This window comes from Actinomadura logoneensis (genome assembly GCF_003428695.1).
Lineage (GTDB): Bacteria > Actinomycetota > Actinomycetes > Streptosporangiales > Streptosporangiaceae > Spirillospora > Spirillospora logoneensis.
In genome coordinates this window covers 1-15,912 of sequence record NZ_QURH01000099.1, presented here as the reverse complement: position 1 = coordinate 15,912, position 15,912 = coordinate 1, and the positions used below count along the sequence as shown (strand labels likewise).

Genomic DNA, 15,912 nt, shown 5'->3' with positions numbered 1-15,912 from the left:
CCTCGCCGTCCAGTCTGTGCGTCGTCTTCGTCCGCGGCCCGGGAGAACGGGCAGCTCTGCGCAACCCCCGCGCAATTGCGCAATGCCGATTCCGGGCCGGACGACGACCAGGAACGTCGTCCGGCTCGGTTCGCTTCGTGTTCGCGCCGGACGTCAGTTCAGCCCATGGACGCGCTTGTACTCCAGCGCGTACGCGAGCTTGCCTGGCTTGGACGCGTCGTAGGGCTTGCTGAGCTTGTCGAACTCGCCCTTGGTGGCGGGCGCCCCGGCATTCCACTGGTCGAGCGCACCGAGTTGCCCGGCGGTGAATCCGCTGTCCACGACCGTGCTCTTCGGCAGGGCCGTCATCTTCTGAGTCAGCGTCTTGACGGTGCTCAGGTAGCTCGCCAGGTCGTTTGCGTTCCACGTGGAAAGGTCGACCGGCTTGCCGTCCCGCACCCAGCTACCCCAGTAAAACTCCTGGAACGGGACGCTGTTCTGCGTGTAGCCGATGTCGCGGCCGAAGTAGAGAAGGCTGCGGTACTTGTCGTCCTGGAAGTTCGACAGCCCGACACTGTCCGGCAGCTTGTTCACCTTGACGGGCTTGCCTTCCGGGTCACGCAGGTAGTCCCACTTGTGCGCGGCCATCTCCGCCCAGAACCTCTTCCGGGGCAAGGTGCTGAGGTTCCCCAGCACGCGGAGTCGCACATGCATGTCGAGACCGCCGTCCGGGGTCTCGGCGAACGAGGTGAGCGTGTGGTGCCCGTCCGTCAGGTACGGACGGCCGCCAGGGCCGATGACGACCGTCTTCATCGCCGCGACGCTGGCGGCTGTCTCCCCGCCGACCGGCAGCTCGCAGGTGAACGAGGACGGATCGTCCAGTCGGGCGCCCGGCTTCACGCTCGCCGCGGCGACCCGTCCGTCCGCCTCGCACCAGTCGTCGAACTTCTTGTTGACCGCGTCCTTGCCCAGCGTGTAACGCCCGAGCTTGTAGTAGACCTCGTCGTATCCGAGCGACGGCTGGGTCGGCTTGACGTCGCCGATCCGCACGTCCAGCAGGTCGCCGGTCTTGACGCACAGGTACCGCGCGTCGGGCGTCGCACGCTGGTCATGCCCGCAGAACGACGGCGCGGCCTGCGCCGGCGCCGCGAGTCCGCCCCCTGCCGCCAGTGCCGCCCCGGCGACCGCCACGCGCAGCGAAAGCACTCCGACCCGCATCGACCAGCTCCTCGAACCCGGCGTCGCGGCCCTCCCAGGTCCGCGACGCGACCACCGTCTTCCGACGGCGACGCTGACGGCCTTCGGTTCCGTCCTGGCGACATACGTCGGAACGGTCCGGGTACTGGGGCTGAACACTCACCCGGGGCCGGTTCCCCGCCGCGCCGCGGCGGGGAACCGGAGTCGGGCGATCAGAAGTGGAGCATCCACTGGAAGGCCGACTGCGCGTTGCTCACCCGCAGGTGGTGGCGCGTGCCGTAGTGCAGCGGGGTGTTCCAGTTGTACTCCTCGACGTCGAACGAGCCGTCCGAGTACACCTTGTTCACGTACGCGACGTGGCCGACCTTGTGGACGTCGTTGACGGCGATCGCGCCGACCTTCGGCGTCTTGTCGACCCGCACACCGACCCGGCGCGCGGCGTTGTCCCACATGCCGGCGTTGCCCCAGGTCGTCTTCCAGTGGTTGTTGAAGTTGCGGACCCCGAGCCGGCTCGCGATGCGCCAGGCCGCGAAGGCGGTGCAGTTGTTCTGGGCGAAGCCGCGCGCGTTGTGGTCGTAGTCGTTGCGAGGCGTCTGGCCGCCGCCCGGCTTCGGCACGCCGAACGAGTGGGAGGCGTTCTGGTTCTTCAGACCGGCGTTGAGGTTGCCCTTAACGCCCGGCTTGAAGTCCTGGTACCGACCGCCGTAGTTGCTGTTGAAGTACACCCGCACGGTCTTGCTGCTGCGGTTCCAGACCGACGCGGCGGCGTTCTTGACGCACTTCCCCTTGCCGGCGCCCGCGCTCTTGAAGTCGTAGCAACCGGGCTGCTTGTCCCCGTAGTTGCTGATCGACCCGGTGAAGTCCGAGAGCGAACCCTTCTGGTTGCTGTTGTAGTACAGGCAGAACTCGCCGTTGTCGCACGTCCCGTTACGACCGGCGGCGGACGCGGGTCCCGCGGTGGCGAGAACGCCCCCACCAAGCGCAGCCACGGCGGTCGCCGCGGTCAGAGCCTTGCCGAGCAACTTCATGCTCTTCCCTTTCACCAGGGTCGGAGGATGGAACTTCGGCCCGTCACCCGGCCCGCGACACGGCGGCCCGGGACGGACCCGAACGCCGGCGTCCCCGATGCGGCGGCGGGTGAGGCGCGAGGGACCCCGGCACCCAGGGCGAGCACCACCCCACAGCGGCCTCACCCCGAGCGCGGATCATGCTCCCCGACAATCCACCCCGTCCACAAGAATCCCCTGTTGTCAGCCTGTAAGCCCCACCCCCTGACAGCCCGTAAACCCCCCAAACACCCCCTTAATCCCACTTCCACCCCAAGCACACCCACCCCAGCGACCGCTGCCCCACGCACAGTCCGCCATTGGCAGCTGATGTCAGCCCGCAAGGTGTGACGGTCACCGACGGCAGGCGTCTGGCGATCACTTGCCCGGCGTAGAGCGGCGCGTTCGAAAGTGACCAGCCATTGGGGCAAAGAGTGCGTGCGGTCCGGTCTTGTTTGAGCCGGTGCAGTGACAAGTGGCCCAAGGCGCGCTAATGCCCGCAAAAGCGAATGCCCCGGCCGCTGGCGCGGGCGGGGCAATGGCTGTCTGTGACGTACCCCCTACCGGATTCGAACCGGCGCTACCGCCTTGAAAGGGCGGCGTCCTAGGCCGCTAGACGAAGGGGGCCCAAGGTGGGCGTGGCCCACCTGTGCCCAGCATAGGGGACAACGTGGGCGGACGCACAAACGGTTATGGACGGGACGGCGAAGTCGTCGGTGCGGACGGGGTTCTCGTCGGCCACTGGGACGCGGGCAGGTCGGTGCGGACGGGGTTCTCGTCGGCCACTGGGACGCGGGCAGGGACGGGAAGGGGGAGGACGGGGTCGGGGCGGGGGACGGGGCGGGCGGTGTGACGGGGTGGTCGGGCTTGGGTTCGAGGTGGCGTTCGATCTGCGCGGACGTCAGGCCGAGGCCGCCGAGGCGCAGGTCGTCCCAGCCCTGGAGGCGGTGGGTGGCGCGGCTGAAGTAGAGGACGGACAGCTCGATCGGGGTCGGCTCCTCGTGTTCGAGGCCGCGCAGGCCCGCGCCGCCGGTGGAGCCCTGGACGAACAGGCGGGTGCCGGTCGGGAGGAGGGAGGTGTCGCGCTTGTGCCGGTGGCCCGAGAGGACCAGCGGGGTCAGGCCGGAGAAGGCGGCGCCCTCGGCCGGGTCGTGGGCGAGCACGATGTCGGGGCGGGTGCCGGACGCGCGGAGCTTCTCGGCCAGGCGCAGGCCCTCGGCGCGCATCTGGTCGTCGCCGACGCTGTCGCCGCGGGTGGACTTGTCCGGGGTGTAGCGGGGGTCGCCGACGCCGTAGATCGTGAGGTTCTCGATCTGCTTGGTCGTGTCGTCCAGGACGACGCCGTTCTTCTGCCGCGCGACGGCCTTCTGGGTGCCGCGCGCGTCGTGGTTGCCGCGCACGTAGACGTACGGGACGCGGAAGGTCGAGATGTCGTCGGCGAACTTGTCCTCGGCGCGGGTGCCGTGGTCCATGAGGTCGCCGGTGTCGATGATCAGGTCGGCCTGGAACTGGTCGGCGACCGAGCGGATCACGTCCCACGCGGCCGGGTTCAGGTGGATGTCGGAGACGTGCACGATCCGCAGCGTGGACGGGTCGGGCTCGTAGGTCGGGAGGCTGGACGTCGCGGCGTACAGCCGGGACATGTTGCCGACCAGGCGGGCGAGCTGCGCGCGGTAGGAGGTGAAGCGCTCGACCAGGTTGCGGGCGTCGCCGACGACGCGGGGCGCGTTGGCGAGCAGGCCGGTGTAGCGCGGTTCGGCCAGGGACGAGGGGCTGAAGGAGAGCCAGGCGGCCAGGGCGACCGCGAGCATCCCGGCGAGCGCGACGCCGGAGCCGGCGAGCGCGCGCCGCCAGGAGCGGAAGATCAGCAGGCCGGCGACGAACGCGCAGAACAGGGCGGCCAGGACGGCGCGGAGCAGCATGGTCCAGACGCCGTGCCAGAGCTGTCCGGCGATCCGGTCGGTCATCTGCCGGTCGGAGATGTCGGCGCTCTCGATGAACGCGCGGGCGTCCTCCAGGCGCAGCTGGGTGACCTGGGCGCGCAGCGCGACCGGGCCCCAGTGGGTGTCCAGGTGCAGGGCGCCGAGGGGCGGGATGGCGATGGTCGTCCCGCCGTCCCAGGACGCGCGGAGGGAGAGCGCCACGTCCGTGGGGCCGACGGGGGTGTCGACCCGTCCGCCCACCAGGAGTCCGGCGAGGCCGCCGAGCAGCCCGACGGCGATCACCGCCAGGACCCGGCCCGTGCGGCGCATGCGCGGCGTCCGCAGGCGGGTCGCCGCGGCCGACAGGCGGGTGTGGACGGGGGCGGGCAGGCGGACGCGGAAGGCCGGGATGCGGGGCTTCCGGCTGCTGCGCGGCAAGGCGTCTCCCTCCGGTGGAGCAGAATGGGCGATGTGATCGAGATGTCGCGGGAGGCGTTCGAGGACCTGGTCTCGCAGGCCCTCGACACCATCCCGGCCGAGCTGACCGCGCACATGCGCAACGTCGTCATCGTCGTCGAGGACGAGGCGCCGGAGCCAGGTCTGCTCGGCCTGTATCGGGGGGTACCCCTCACCGAGCGCGGTGACTGGTACGCCGGGGTCCTGCCCGATCAGATCTCGATCTACCGTGACGAGATCCTGCGGACCTGCCGGACGGCCGAGGAGGTCGTCGAGGAGGTCCGGATCACCGTCGTGCACGAGATCGCCCATCATTTCGGCATCGGCGACGCCCGGCTGCACGAGCTCGGGTACTGACCGCCGGGGCGGGTCGGCGCAGATCACGGGCGGATCAAGGCGTCCGCTCGGCAATGAGTGCCATGAATTGGGCACGGTAGGTCACATAACTGCCACGCAGCGTGAGTTAATGGGAGGAGGGGAGAGCGGAGTGGAGAGCGCGTGGCTGGACGGCAGAGCGGTCGGCACCGGCGGCCGGCGGAGGCGCAGGCCACCTATCGCGAGGTGTTCGCGGTGGGGGAGTTCCGCGCGCTGTGGCTGGCCCAGGCGCTGTCGTTCGTCGGCGACCAGCTCGCGCAGGTGGCGCTGGCCGTCCTGGTGTTCCAGCGGACCGGCTCGGCGCTGTACACGGCCCTCACCTACGCGCTGACCTACCTGCCGCCGATCGTCGGCGGGCCGGTGCTGTCCGGGCTGGCCGACCTGTTCCCGCGGCGCACCGTCATGGTGGCGTGCGACCTCGCACGGACGGTCCTGGTGGCGCTGATGGCGCTGCGCGCGATGCCGTTCTGGGCGCTGTGCGTGCTGCTGTTCCTCACCGTCCTGCTCGGCGCGCCGTTCACCGCCGCCCGCGCGGCCCTGCTCCCGGACGTCCTGGAGGGTGACAGGTATGTCGCCGGATCGGCCATCAACAACATCACCCACCAGGGCACCCAGATGCTGGGGTTCGCGGCGGGCGGCGCGATCGTGGCGGTGGTCGGCACCTACCAGGCGCTCGGGATCAACGCCGTGACGTTCGCGGCGTCCGCGCTGATCCTGCTGGCCGGGCTGCGCGGACGGCCCGCGCCGCGCGAACGCGAGCGGGAGACCCGGAGCCTGTGGCGCGGCACGCGGGACGGCGCGCGCCTGGTGTTCGGCGACCCCGTGCTGCGGGTGCTGGTGCTGTTCGCGTGGCTGTGCGCGTTCTACGTCCTCCCGGAGGGCATCGCCGCGCCGTACGCGGCCACGTTCGACCACAGCGCCCTCACGGTCGGGGTGCTGATGTCGGCGATGCCGACCGGGATGGTGATCGGCGCGTTCGTGTTCAGCCGCTGCGTCCGGCCGACGAACCGGCTGCGCTCGATGGGGTGGATGGCCATGCTGTCCTGCGCGCCGCTGATCGTGGCGGGCGCGCATCCGCCGCTGTGGGGCGTGGTCGCGATCTACGCCCTGTCCGGGGTGGGCGGCGCCTACCAGCTCGCCGCGAACGCCGCGTTCGTCGCGGCCGTCCCGGCGGACGGCCGTGCGCGCGCGTTCGGCCTCGCCCAGTCCGGCATCCTCGCGGGCCAGGGCATCGGGATCCTCGCGGGCGGTGCGGCGGCGCAGTACCTCGGCCCGGAGACCGTCGTCGCGCTCGCGGGAGTGCTCGGCCTCTCGGTCGCCGCGATGCTCACCCTCACCTGGAACCAGCTCCGCGGCGCCTTGATCACCGCGGCCCGGGAGCGCTCGGCCACGCCTCACGAGCCGCCCGCCGTCGCCGGGGACGGGCGGCGGGGCCTGGCGCGTGGGCGGGCCGACCAGCAGGCGCAGGAGGGGCGGCAGGGGCCGGACGAGCGGGGTGAGCAGTTGGCCCGGGAGGCCCACGGCGACGGCGGCACATCAGGCGAACCCGGCGCCGATCCTCGCCGGACGCACGATTCCCCTGGCCCCTCGCCTTTGGGGGAGGCGCAGGCGACGGTCGCTCCGTCCAAGCCGCGCCCGCCGCAGCCCCCGCACCTTCCGCCCGGGTCGCCGGGCCCGCACGTTCCGCCTGGGGCTCAGCATCCTCACGTTCCGCCCGGCTCGCAGCACCCGCGCGTTGCGTCCGGACCGCAGCACCCTCACGTTCCGCCGGGGCTGGAGCACCGGGGCGGTGCGTCCGGGGCGCGGCATCCGGATGCCCCGACCGAGCCGCAGCACCCTCAGGTTCCGGCCGCGTTGCACGAGTCGCAGCACCCGCGGGCCTCGTCCGAGCCGCAGGCGCCGCAGCAGCCGCGGGTTTCGTCCGGGCCGGGCGGGTCTTACGTGGTGGCGGACGGCGCCGCCGCAGGGACGGAGACGCCCGGCGGCGCGGAGACCCGGCCCGGTGAGGCGCGGTCTCCGCGATCCGGCGGCGTCTGGCCGTCCGCGTCGGCGTCGTGAGCCCGCGACGGCCCGGGTGACGTCAACGCGGACGGCGCGTGATCACCGGTGGTTCCCGGTGCCGGTTGATCACTGGTGGTTCTTGCCGCCGAAGGTCTCCTTGGCCTTCTGCGTGGCCTTCTGGGTCGCGTCCTGGACGGTCGGCGACTCCTTGGCCTTCTGGAAGAGGTCCTCGGCGACGGACGACTCGGCGCCGTCCTCGGGCATGACCAGCCAGGCGATGATGTAGAGCGCGATGCCCGCGCCGCCGAACAGGGTGAAGACGCCGAGGCCCAGCCGGACCATGTTCGGGTCGATTCCCAGGTAGCGGCCGACGCCGGAGCAGACCCCGGCGATCATCCGGCCGTCGCGGGTGCGGCGGAGCTGCTTGGTGTCGTTCTGCGTGTTCATACTCCGATCCTCCCCCTCCCGGCCGCGTCGCGGCATCGGGATTCGCCCTGAACCGACCCTGAGAGCGTCCCCGAGAAAAGGGCCGTCATACCCTTGCGGCGTCGCCCCTGCCCCCGACGGATGGGATGCCCGATGGACGTGCTGCGCGTGGACGACGGCCTCACCGGCGAGGAGCGGATGGTCCGGGACACCGTCCGCGCGTTCGTCGCCGAGAAGATCACCCCGCGGTTGGCGCAGTGGTTCGAGGACGGCACGTTCCCCGCCCGTGAACTGGCTCCTGAGCTGGGGAAACTCGGTCTCCTCGGGATGCATCTGGACGGGTACGGCTGCGCGGGGGCGAGCGCCGTCGCCTACGGCGTGGCGTGCCGGGAGCTGGAGGCGGCCGACTCGGGACTGCGCAGCTTCGTGTCCGTGCAGGGCTCGCTGGCGATGGCGGCGATCCACAGGTTCGGCTCGGAGGAGCAGAAGACCGCGTGGCTGCCGCGGATGGCGGCGGGCGAGGCGATCGGCTGCTTCGGCCTCACCGAGCCCGACCGCGGTTCCGACCCCGGCGACATGCGCACCCGGGCGCGCCGCGACGGCTCGGACTGGGTGCTGGACGGCGCCAAGATGTGGATCACCAACGGGTCGGTCGCGGACGTCGCGGTCGTCTGGGCGAGGGTCGAGGACGAGGGGATCCGCGGGTTCGTCGTCCCGACCGGGACGCCGGGGTTCAGCGCGTCCGACATCCACCGGAAGATGTCGTTGCGCGCGTCGGTGACGTCCGAGCTGGTGCTGGACGGGGTGCGGCTGCCGGGTGACGCCGTCCTGCCGGGGGTGACCGGGCTGAAGGGGCCGCTGAGCTGCCTGTCCGAGGCGCGCTACGGCATCCTGTGGGGCGCGGTCGGGGCGGGGCGGACGTGTTACGAGGCGGCCGTGGAGTACGCGCGGACGCGCGAGCAGTTCGGCCGTCCGATCGGCGCGTTCCAGCTCACCCAGGAGAAACTGGCCTGGATGGAGGTCGCGCTGGGGCAGGCCGGGCTGGTCGCGCTGCACATCGGCCGCACCAAGGACGAGGGCCGGGTCACCCCGCAGCAGGTCTCGTTCGGCAAGCTCGCGAACGTCCGCGCCGCGATCGACGTCGCCCGCGAGGCCCGGACGATCCTCGGCGCGAACGGGATCACGCTGGAGTATCCGGTGATCAGGCACATGAACAACCTGGAGTCGGTGCTGACCTACGAGGGGACCCAGGAGGTCCACCTGCTGACCCTGGGCAAGGCGATCACCGGCCTGGACGCCTTCCGCTGATCGTTCCGCCGGTGCGGGCTCGCGCGGGGCTCGATCGGCGGGGGCCGGAAGAGTGGTCGGCGCGGCCGTCCGGTGGGCGTGCCGGCGCCGTCGATCTTTCGGGTGAGCGCGAACACCGTGTAGCAGTGCTTAAAGTCGTTCTGAAGGGTAACTGACTGGACGGCTCCCCCGGGGGCTCGGCAGACTCTGTTATCCCAGGTCACGGCATCAGCGTAGGGAGCGGCATGAGAATCGGGATCGTCGGCGCCACCGGACAGGTCGGCGGGGTCATGCTCAGGATCCTCGCCGAGCGGAACTTCCCGGTGGACGAGCTCCGGCTCTTCGCCTCGGCGCGGTCGGCCGGGCGGACGCTGGCCTGGGGCGACACGGAGATCACCGTCGAGGACGCCGCGACCGCCGACTACAGCGGCCTGGACATCGTGATCTTCTCGGCCGGCAAGACCACCTCGCTCGCGATCGCGCCGAAGGTCGCCGCGGCCGGGGCCGTCGTGATCGACAACTCGTCCGGCTGGCGGATGGACCCGGACGTCCCGCTGGTGGTCTCCGAGGTCAACCCCGAGGCCGCCCGCGTCCGGCCCAAGGGGATCATCGCGAACCCGAACTGCACCACCATGGCCGCGATGCCCGTGCTGCGCCCGCTGCACGAGGAGGCCGGGCTGTCCGCGCTGGTCGTCGCCACCTACCAGGCGGTATCCGGCAGCGGCCTCGCCGGCGTGGACGAGCTGCACCGCCAGGCGGTGAAGGTCGTCGAGGGCGCGGACGCGCTCACCCACGACGGTTCGGCCGTCACGTTCCCCGAGCCGGACGTGTACGTCCGCCCGATCGCGTTCAACGTGCTGCCGATGGCGGGCTCGATCGTGGACGACGGGCTGGCCGAGACCGACGAGGAGCAGAAGCTCCGCAACGAGAGCCGCAAGATCCTCGGCATCCCGGGCCTGAAGGTCTCCGGGACCTGCGTCCGGGTGCCGGTCTTCACCGGGCACTCGCTGCAGATCAACGCGCGGTTCGACCGTCCGATCAGCCCGGAGCGCGCCGCCGAGCTGCTCGCGGACGCGCCCGGCGTCGCGCTCACCGACGTCCCGACCCCGCTGCAGGCCGCCGGGCAGGACCCGACCTACGTCGGCCGCATCCGCCGCGACGAGACGGTGGAGAACGGCCTCGCGCTGTTCGCGGCGGGCGACAACCTGCGCAAGGGCGCGGCCCTCAACGCCGTCCAGATCGCCGAGCTCGTCGCCGCCGAACTCGCCGAGTAGGCCCCACCGCCGAACCCGCCGCGTGGGCCCCCGGCGAACTCGCCGAGCGGGCACCACCGGCGAATCCGTCGAGCAGGCCCACGCCGTACCCGTCGAGTGAGCCTCGCCCGAGCCGCCACGGTGCCTCGCGGGGCGGCCACGGGGGCCTCGCTCGGAGGGGAGGCGGGCATCCCTCGAGTGATCATGGGCATCGTCGACCGGCCGGCCGTCGTTTCACGCGGTCGGCCGGTCGCCGTTCTCCGACCGTCCGTCCGGTCGGAGGGTCAGACCTTGGCCGCTCCGCGGATCTCCAGGGAGTCGAGCAGGGCGGCGCTGGCGCGGGTGATCTCCTCCACGGCGCGGTCGAACGCCTCGGCGTTGTGCGCGGCCGGGGCGCGGAAGCCCGAGATCTTCCGGACGTACTGGAGCGCCGCCGCGCGCACGTCGTCCTCGGAGACGTCCTCGGCGTAGGGCGGGCGGAGCGTCTTGATGCTTCGGCACATACCTCCATGGTGACCCACGCCACCGACATTCGCTTTCGTGGGGTTTTGCCGAAGCCCGCCGGACGAGATGATCTCTAGGTTGGCGGGATGAGAACGCGCCGGATGTCCCAGGTCCTGACCGCCACCACCCTCGCCGCTCTCACCGGAGCGGCCGTCGCCGTCCCGTCCGCCGCCGCGAACGCCGCAGCCCCGGCGGCCCCGGCGTCGAAGGCGCGGACGGCCCACTGCGTCTTCACCCCGACGCCCGACAACCCGGCCGCCAAGCCCGTCCACCCGCCGAAGGCGAAGGCCCGCGCGCACGGGACGGTGGACGTCCGGATCGTCACCAACCACGGCGAGGTCCGGATCCGCATGGACCGGCGGAACGCGCCCTGCGCCGTCGCCAGCTTCGTCAGCCTGACCAGGCAGAAGTTCTACGACCACACGCAGTGCTGGCGGCTGACCAACTCCGAGCGGCTCGGTGTCCTGCAGTGCGGCGACATCTACCGCGCCGAGGAGGGCGGGCCCGGGTACAAGTTCGACGACGAGCTGACCGGCAAGGAGACCTACCCGCGCGGCACCGTGGCGATGGGCAACTGGGGGCCGGACACCAACGGCAGCCAGTTCTTCATCGTCCACACGCACGCGAACATCCCGCCCGCGTACACCGTTCTCGGAAAGGTCACCCGGGGCATGGAGGTGCTGGACGAGATCGCCGCGGGCGGCATCATCCCGCAGAGCGGCCCGCAGGACGGCCTGCCCAAGCACCCTGTGAAGATCATCCGGGTGACCGCGCACGGCTGACCGGAGCACCGCTGACCGGAGCACGGCTGACCGGGAGCACGGCGGGCGTTCCGCCCAGGGCGGGCCGGGGTGTCACATCCCGGCCCGTTCCGGCGTCTTGTGTGTGGACACCACCGAACCCGAACGAGAGGACCGCCATGACCGCCCATAACGACCGGGCCGCACGGCTGCGCGAGCTGCACCGTCCGGGCGACCCGCTGATCCTGCCGAACGTGTGGGACGCCGCGAGCGCCCGCGTCGTCGCGACCACCGGATATCCGGCGCTCGCGACCGCCAGCGCCGCCATCGCCGCGTCGCTGGGGTACGAGGACCACGAGGGCGCCCCGATGGAGGAGATGTTCGCGGTCGCCGCGCGGATCGTCCGGGCCGCCGAGGATCTGCCGGTCACCGTGGACGCCGAGGCCGGGTACGGCCTGCCCGCCGCCGACCTGGTCGCCCGGCTGGCCGAGATCGGCGCGGTCGGCTGCAACCTGGAGGACACCGACCACGGCGCGGGCCGGCTGACGGACGCGTCCGCGCAGGCCGAGTACCTGGCGGCCGTCCGGGAGGCGGCGCGCGCGAACGGCACCGACCTGGTGATCAATGCCCGCGTGGACGTCTTCCTCGGCAAGGGCGAGCCGACCCCGGAGGACATCGACGCCGCGCTCGACCGCGGCCGCCGCTACCTGGAGGCCGGCGCCGACTCGGTCTACCCGATCCTGCTCCGGGACGAGACCGCCCTCGCGACGCTCGTCAAGGAGCTGCCGGGGCCGGTCAACGCGCTCTGCCTGCCCGGCCTGACGGTCTCCCGTCTCGCCGAGCTGGGCGTCGCGCGGATCTCCTGGGGGCCGCAGGCGCACCGCCACGCCATGGGCGCCCTGAAGGACTACGTCACGGACCTGCGCTCCTGACCGGATGTGATGATCGCCGCCCGGCCGGGCGACGTTATGACCGGGCGGTCATGCCGTCCCGGTCACGCCCCGGCTCCGGCCCTGCCCGCGCCGGGCCGGTGGCAGGTCGCCTACGGGCGGACGGTCAGCCAGAGGCCCGCCACCGAGGCGTCGCGGTGGAGCTTGAGGTGCCAGCATCCCGCGCTGGGGAAGCGGTACACCAGCGTCCACTCGTCGCCCGGACGGTCGTAGGAGGCCCCGCCCGGGGACGGGCCGGACAGCGGCGCGAGGTCGGGCGTCCCCGGTCCGCGCGTCCGCACGCGAAGGTCGCCGCCGCCCGTCATCCGCAGGGTGAGCCGGACGTCGCGGTCGGCCCGGAACGGAACGCGGTCGGCGAGCGCCCACAGGGTCGCGTTCCGTCCCGTCCCCTCGATCTCGGGAAGGCCGTGCCACGCGCCGATCCGGGAGCCGGGCTTGCAGCCGCGGTGGGAGTCGACGGTCACGACCCCGACCGGCTTGATGGTCGAGCCGACGGACCCGCGCGCGCACCCGCTGAGCGCCGTGACCGGGCACAGCAGGATCGCGCCCGCCGCGACGACGGTCCTCCTCATCACGTCTCGCCCCCGCTCGACGCTGTGTGACCCCTTCGCATCACTGTCCGCCGCGAAGGGGCATCCGTCCACCCCGTAGCGCCCGGGTGTACCCGGCAGGCCACCCGTGGGCGCCATGGAGTCATCCCCAGGTGGCGAAGGGGACCGCCCCGCGCACGGCCCGTGGAGGACGGGGCTCTCCACGGGCCGTCCGCGACCGGCGTCCCGGAGGGGCGGGGGACACCGGCGCACGTGCGGGCACCGCGACGTGCCGCGGGACCGGCATGTGCCCGGGACCGGCATATGCCCGGGACCGGCACGTCCCGCGGGCGCCGCGGTGGGACGCGGGGCCTGCGCATGACGCGCGGTACCGGCGGAGGGTCAGGCGGGGATCTCTTCGATCACCGAGACGCCGCGGGAGGCGTGCGGGCCGTAGCGCTCCCACTCCTCGCGGAGCCGGACGCGGCCGTCCGGCAGCAGCTCGGGCGTCGAGCGGACCCGGCCGCTGACCACCGTCGCGTCCGCGAGGACCTGGCAGTACGCCAGCTCCAGGCTGTCGTCGGGGGCGCGCCGGCCGACCAGGTAGCCGCGGACGACGCGGCCTCCGTCGAAGTCGGCCCAGACGGTGTCGCCGGCCTGGTGGTAGCGGCCGACCGGGACCTCGCCGGCGGACGCCGTCTCGGCCGCCGACGAGCGGAACACCCGGCCGTCGTAGTCGATCGGCACGCCGCTCACCCCCACACGACGCTGGGCTCGGCGTCGCGGACCGTGTAGACCTCCCGCTCGAACAGCGAGTTGATGATCGTCGCGGCGCGGACCGGGAGCAGGGTCAGGTTCGCGTCGGCGACGCCGTGCGTGAACCGCGCCCGGTTCTGCACGAAGATCTTGTTGCGGTCGGCGTTCTTCCAGCGCAGCGAGTAGTCCGAGTCGACGATCATCTGCCCGGCGTCGTCGTGGTCGATCAGCTCGGTGAGCGCCGGGGCGAGCGGCGGCGGGGCGAACGCGCGTCCGGTGGCGAACACGACGTACCGCGCGGCGACCTTCTCGTGGCCGGTCGCCGACGTCGCCGACAGCACGAAGCCGTCGCCGTCGCGTTCGGCCAGTGTGACGTCCCGGCCGGGACGCATCGTCAGCGGGTACCGGTCGAGCCGGAGCATCCCGTCGTAGTTGGCCTGGTAGATGGCCTGCAGGATGCCCGGCGTGATCGCGTCGCCGGTGAGCGTCTGGCCCTCCACGAGCCGCCGCCGCGTCTCGCGGGTGACCTGCTGGAGGAACTGCACGTACGCCGGACGGTAGAAGTCGTTGGCGGGCGGCGAGTCGTCCATCGGCTGGAACCAGGGCCGCCGGCCGAGCCAGGTGATGTCGGTGAAGCCCGCGCCGAGCAGTTCCATGACGCACTCGGCGCCGGTCTGGCCGCCGCCGACGACCGAGACGGGCGCGGCCCGGTCCATGGCGGGCAGCCGCGCGGCCAGCTCCTCGGGCACGAACGCGTCGTCCCCCTGGATCCCGGACAGGCCCGGCGGGACGTACGGGACGCTGCCCAGGCCGAGGACGAGGTGGTCCGAGCGGGCGATCGTCCGGCCGTCGCTGACGTAGGAGAACCCGACGTCCTCGCCGTAGGAGATCTCGTCCACCTGGACGCCGTAGCGGATGCCGTCGAGCTGTTCGCTCGCCCAGGCCAGGTACCGCTGGTACTCCCGGCGCGGGATGACGTTGAACTGGGCGTTGATGAGCGCGTAGATCCGTCCGGTGGAGACCATGTAGTTGACGAACGACAGCCGGTGGGTGGGGTCGACGAGCGAGACCAGGTCCTTCAGCCAGGACGTCTGCATCCGGACGCCCGACAGCAGAAGCTGCGGGTGCCAGGACGCGGCGGGGCGCCGTTCCAGCAGGACCAGCCGGTGCGGCGCGACGGCCTCGAACAGGGCGGCCAGGCTCAGGTTCGCCGGACCCGCGCCGACGCCGACGGTGTGGTGGTGGGGGATGTCGAACTCGGACATGGGCAGTGCCTCCACGAGGGTCATGCGGGGGTACGGATCCGCAGCAGTTCTCCGGCGGCGGACAGGGACGCGGCGAGCGCGGTCTTGGCCGCGCCGCCGCTGCCGCCGGTGAAGGTCGACAGCCGGGGCGGCGCGCCGGTGACCGGCCGCAGCCGCAGACCGGGGTCGGGGTGGTAGCAGTCGGCGGCGACGACGGTCCGGACCGCCGGGCCGAGCCGCAGCGCGGGGAAGGTGACGCGGGCCAGCGCGGACGCGGCGTGCGCGAGCGCCGGCTCGGGCCGCCGGTCGTCGGGGTCGACGTCGTAGCGGTCGCTGGGCACGCCGATCAGCAGGCCGTCGCGGTGGGGGCGTCCGTAGAGGCTGGTCGTCTCGTCCACGAACCCCCGGACGGGCGGGTTCTCGGCGCGGTGCACCGCGTACTGGATGCGCTTGGTGCGCAGCCCGTCGCACGGCAGGCCGAAGCGGGCGAGCAGGCCGGGCGTCCACGGCCCGGCGGCCAGCACGACCAGGTCGAACGTCCCGCAGGACCCGCCGCACCCCGCACGCGCCGTGGTCATGCCGTGCGCGGGGGATGGCGTGCAGTGGTGCAGGGTGAGCGCGCCGTCCGGCTCCTCGGTGAGGGCGGTGGCGGACGCGGTGGCGCGGTGTCCGCCGATCCGCAGGAAGTCCGCGACGATCTCGCGGCGCAGCGCGCCCGGCGACACGTGCCCGGCGCGCCGCTCGACGACGGCGGGCGGACGGTCCGGGAAGCCGGGCGCGTCGGCGAGCGCGGCCGAGCCGGGCAGCGCCGCGCAGATCCCGGCCAGGTCGGACGGGTGCGGCGGCGGTCCGGCCTGGATGTACACCGAGCCCGTCTCCCGGTACTCCGCCCAGCCGCGCAGCAGCCGGCTGCCGTACAGCTCGGCGAGCGACGCGGTCGCCTGGGCGCGCTGCCCGGCGTCGGGCTCGTAGCCGCGCACCAGGCCGCCGGACGCGGCGGTCGCGTCGGCGGGTTCGGGCGGGCCGGAGAGCTCGACCTCCGCGGTCCGGTCGGTGAGCCGCAGCCGCCAGGCGAGCAGCGCGCCGGCGAGCCCCGCCCCGACCACGCAGATCCTCATGGCCGATGCTCCGGCGACGCCTCCGAGGTGGACGGAGTAGGCGGCGCGGACGGCGCGCCGGTGAGCGCGGCGAGCAGGGGGCGGGCGCGCGGGTCGTCGCGGAGCGGCAGCAGCAGGCGGGCGGCGAG

Annotated in this window: 14 protein-coding genes, 1 tRNA gene and 1 pseudogene; 6 read left to right on the top strand and 10 right to left on the bottom strand. The window is 72.7% G+C overall.

The window, feature by feature from the left end; genetic code table 11:
* Nucleotides 1-153 precede the first annotated feature (153 nt).
* The 4 genes and pseudogenes from DZF91_RS04800 to DZF91_RS41785 all read right to left on the bottom strand — a co-directional run.
* Entirely contained in the window at nt 154-1,197 is a 1,044-nt protein-coding gene (locus tag DZF91_RS04800; RefSeq protein ID WP_117356280.1) for a ParB/Srx family N-terminal domain-containing protein, read from the bottom strand.
* Nucleotides 1,198-1,388: 191 nt separating this feature from the next.
* Nucleotides 1,389-2,204 carry a CHAP domain-containing protein gene (locus DZF91_RS39435; RefSeq protein WP_158587850.1) on the bottom strand — a complete coding sequence of 272 codons (816 nt, stop codon included), beginning with the start codon at nt 2,202-2,204 and terminating at the stop codon, nt 1,389-1,391.
* Between the two features lie 572 nt (nt 2,205-2,776).
* A tRNA-Glu gene (locus DZF91_RS04790) sits at nt 2,777-2,849 on the bottom strand.
* A 518-nt stretch (nt 2,850-3,367) separates the two neighbouring features.
* A pseudogene (locus tag DZF91_RS41785) lies at nt 3,368-3,865 on the bottom strand (metallophosphoesterase family protein); the annotation flags it as partial.
* 750 nt (nt 3,866-4,615) lie between these two features.
* Here DZF91_RS41785 and DZF91_RS04780 point away from each other — a divergent pair.
* Together DZF91_RS04780 and DZF91_RS41780 are read left to right on the top strand one after the other, a co-directional pair.
* Nucleotides 4,616-4,957, top strand: coding sequence for a metallopeptidase family protein (locus tag DZF91_RS04780; RefSeq protein ID WP_117356321.1), 342 nt, complete (start codon nt 4,616-4,618; stop codon nt 4,955-4,957).
* A 141-nt stretch (nt 4,958-5,098) separates the two neighbouring features.
* Nucleotides 5,099-7,033 carry an MFS transporter gene (locus tag DZF91_RS41780; RefSeq protein WP_117356279.1) on the top strand — a complete coding sequence of 645 codons (1,935 nt, stop codon included), beginning with the start codon at nt 5,099-5,101 and terminating at the stop codon, nt 7,031-7,033.
* A gap of 69 nt (nt 7,034-7,102) precedes the next feature.
* Here the strand turns inward: DZF91_RS41780 and DZF91_RS04770 are convergent, their stop codons facing one another.
* A complete protein-coding gene (locus DZF91_RS04770; protein WP_117356278.1) occupies nt 7,103-7,423 on the bottom strand; it encodes a PspC domain-containing protein in 321 nt (106 codons plus the stop codon).
* 132 nt (nt 7,424-7,555) lie between these two features.
* On the opposite strand from DZF91_RS04770, the gene DZF91_RS04765 reads away from it, so the two are divergent.
* Both DZF91_RS04765 and DZF91_RS04760 read left to right on the top strand, forming a co-directional pair.
* Nucleotides 7,556-8,710, top strand: coding sequence for an acyl-CoA dehydrogenase family protein (locus DZF91_RS04765; RefSeq protein ID WP_117356277.1), 1,155 nt, complete (start codon nt 7,556-7,558; stop codon nt 8,708-8,710).
* Between the two features lie 224 nt (nt 8,711-8,934).
* Complete coding sequence (locus DZF91_RS04760; RefSeq protein ID WP_117356276.1) at nt 8,935-9,963, top strand: aspartate-semialdehyde dehydrogenase; 1,029 nt, start codon at nt 8,935-8,937, stop codon at nt 9,961-9,963.
* A 263-nt stretch (nt 9,964-10,226) separates the two neighbouring features.
* Here DZF91_RS04760 and DZF91_RS04755 read toward each other — a convergent pair whose 3' ends face one another.
* Nucleotides 10,227-10,445 carry a DUF2277 domain-containing protein gene (locus tag DZF91_RS04755; RefSeq protein WP_117356275.1) on the bottom strand — a complete coding sequence of 73 codons (219 nt, stop codon included), beginning with the start codon at nt 10,443-10,445 and terminating at the stop codon, nt 10,227-10,229.
* Between the two features lie 87 nt (nt 10,446-10,532).
* Between DZF91_RS04755 and DZF91_RS04750 the strand changes: the two genes are divergently transcribed.
* Both DZF91_RS04750 and DZF91_RS04745 read left to right on the top strand, forming a co-directional pair.
* A complete protein-coding gene (locus DZF91_RS04750) occupies nt 10,533-11,228 on the top strand; it encodes a peptidylprolyl isomerase (RefSeq protein WP_117356274.1) in 696 nt (231 codons plus the stop codon).
* A 137-nt stretch (nt 11,229-11,365) separates the two neighbouring features.
* Nucleotides 11,366-12,118 (top strand): isocitrate lyase/PEP mutase family protein, encoded by a 753-nt coding sequence (locus tag DZF91_RS04745; protein WP_117356273.1) that lies wholly within the window; start codon nt 11,366-11,368, stop codon nt 12,116-12,118.
* A gap of 110 nt (nt 12,119-12,228) precedes the next feature.
* Here the strand turns inward: DZF91_RS04745 and DZF91_RS04740 are convergent, their stop codons facing one another.
* The 4 genes from DZF91_RS04740 to DZF91_RS04725 all read right to left on the bottom strand — a co-directional run bounded on the left by DZF91_RS04740 (nt 12,229) and on the right by DZF91_RS04725 (nt 15,784).
* Complete coding sequence (locus tag DZF91_RS04740) at nt 12,229-12,708, bottom strand: hypothetical protein (RefSeq protein WP_117356272.1); 480 nt, start codon at nt 12,706-12,708, stop codon at nt 12,229-12,231.
* Between the two features lie 360 nt (nt 12,709-13,068).
* Nucleotides 13,069-13,413: a hypothetical protein gene (locus tag DZF91_RS04735; RefSeq protein ID WP_117356320.1), complete on the bottom strand. Its 345-nt coding sequence runs from the start codon at nt 13,411-13,413 to the stop codon at nt 13,069-13,071.
* 5 nt (nt 13,414-13,418) lie between these two features.
* Nucleotides 13,419-14,711, bottom strand: coding sequence for a lysine N(6)-hydroxylase/L-ornithine N(5)-oxygenase family protein (locus DZF91_RS04730; RefSeq protein ID WP_199486414.1), 1,293 nt, complete (start codon nt 14,709-14,711; stop codon nt 13,419-13,421).
* Nucleotides 14,708-15,784, bottom strand: a complete 1,077-nt coding sequence (locus DZF91_RS04725) for an FAD-dependent oxidoreductase (protein WP_117356271.1) — start codon at nt 15,782-15,784, stop codon at nt 14,708-14,710. The genes DZF91_RS04730 and DZF91_RS04725 overlap by 4 nt, the downstream gene beginning before the upstream one ends.
* Between the last annotated feature and the right edge of the window lie 128 nt (nt 15,785-15,912).

What these genes read in the sequence shown, in the direction of transcription:
- DZF91_RS04800 (WP_117356280.1), bottom strand. Translation starts at nt 1,197, where the DNA reads ATGCGGGTCGGAGTGCTTTCGCTGCGCGTGGCGGTCGCCGGGGCGGCA.
- DZF91_RS04740 (WP_117356272.1), bottom strand. Translation starts at nt 12,708, where the DNA reads ATGAGGAGGACCGTCGTCGCGGCGGGCGCGATCCTGCTGTGCCCGGTC.
- DZF91_RS39435 (WP_158587850.1), bottom strand. Translation starts at nt 2,204, where the DNA reads ATGAAGTTGCTCGGCAAGGCTCTGACCGCGGCGACCGCCGTGGCTGCG.
- DZF91_RS04745 (WP_117356273.1), top strand. Translation starts at nt 11,366, where the DNA reads ATGACCGCCCATAACGACCGGGCCGCACGGCTGCGCGAGCTGCACCGT.
- DZF91_RS04760 (WP_117356276.1), top strand. Translation starts at nt 8,935, where the DNA reads ATGAGAATCGGGATCGTCGGCGCCACCGGACAGGTCGGCGGGGTCATG.
- DZF91_RS04750 (WP_117356274.1), top strand. Translation starts at nt 10,533, where the DNA reads ATGAGAACGCGCCGGATGTCCCAGGTCCTGACCGCCACCACCCTCGCC.
- DZF91_RS04770 (WP_117356278.1), bottom strand. Translation starts at nt 7,423, where the DNA reads ATGAACACGCAGAACGACACCAAGCAGCTCCGCCGCACCCGCGACGGC.
- DZF91_RS04730 (WP_199486414.1), bottom strand. Translation starts at nt 14,711, where the DNA reads ATGACCCTCGTGGAGGCACTGCCCATGTCCGAGTTCGACATCCCCCAC.
- DZF91_RS04765 (WP_117356277.1), top strand. Translation starts at nt 7,556, where the DNA reads ATGGACGTGCTGCGCGTGGACGACGGCCTCACCGGCGAGGAGCGGATG.
- DZF91_RS04755 (WP_117356275.1), bottom strand. Translation starts at nt 10,445, where the DNA reads ATGTGCCGAAGCATCAAGACGCTCCGCCCGCCCTACGCCGAGGACGTC.
- DZF91_RS04725 (WP_117356271.1), bottom strand. Translation starts at nt 15,784, where the DNA reads ATGAGGATCTGCGTGGTCGGGGCGGGGCTCGCCGGCGCGCTGCTCGCC.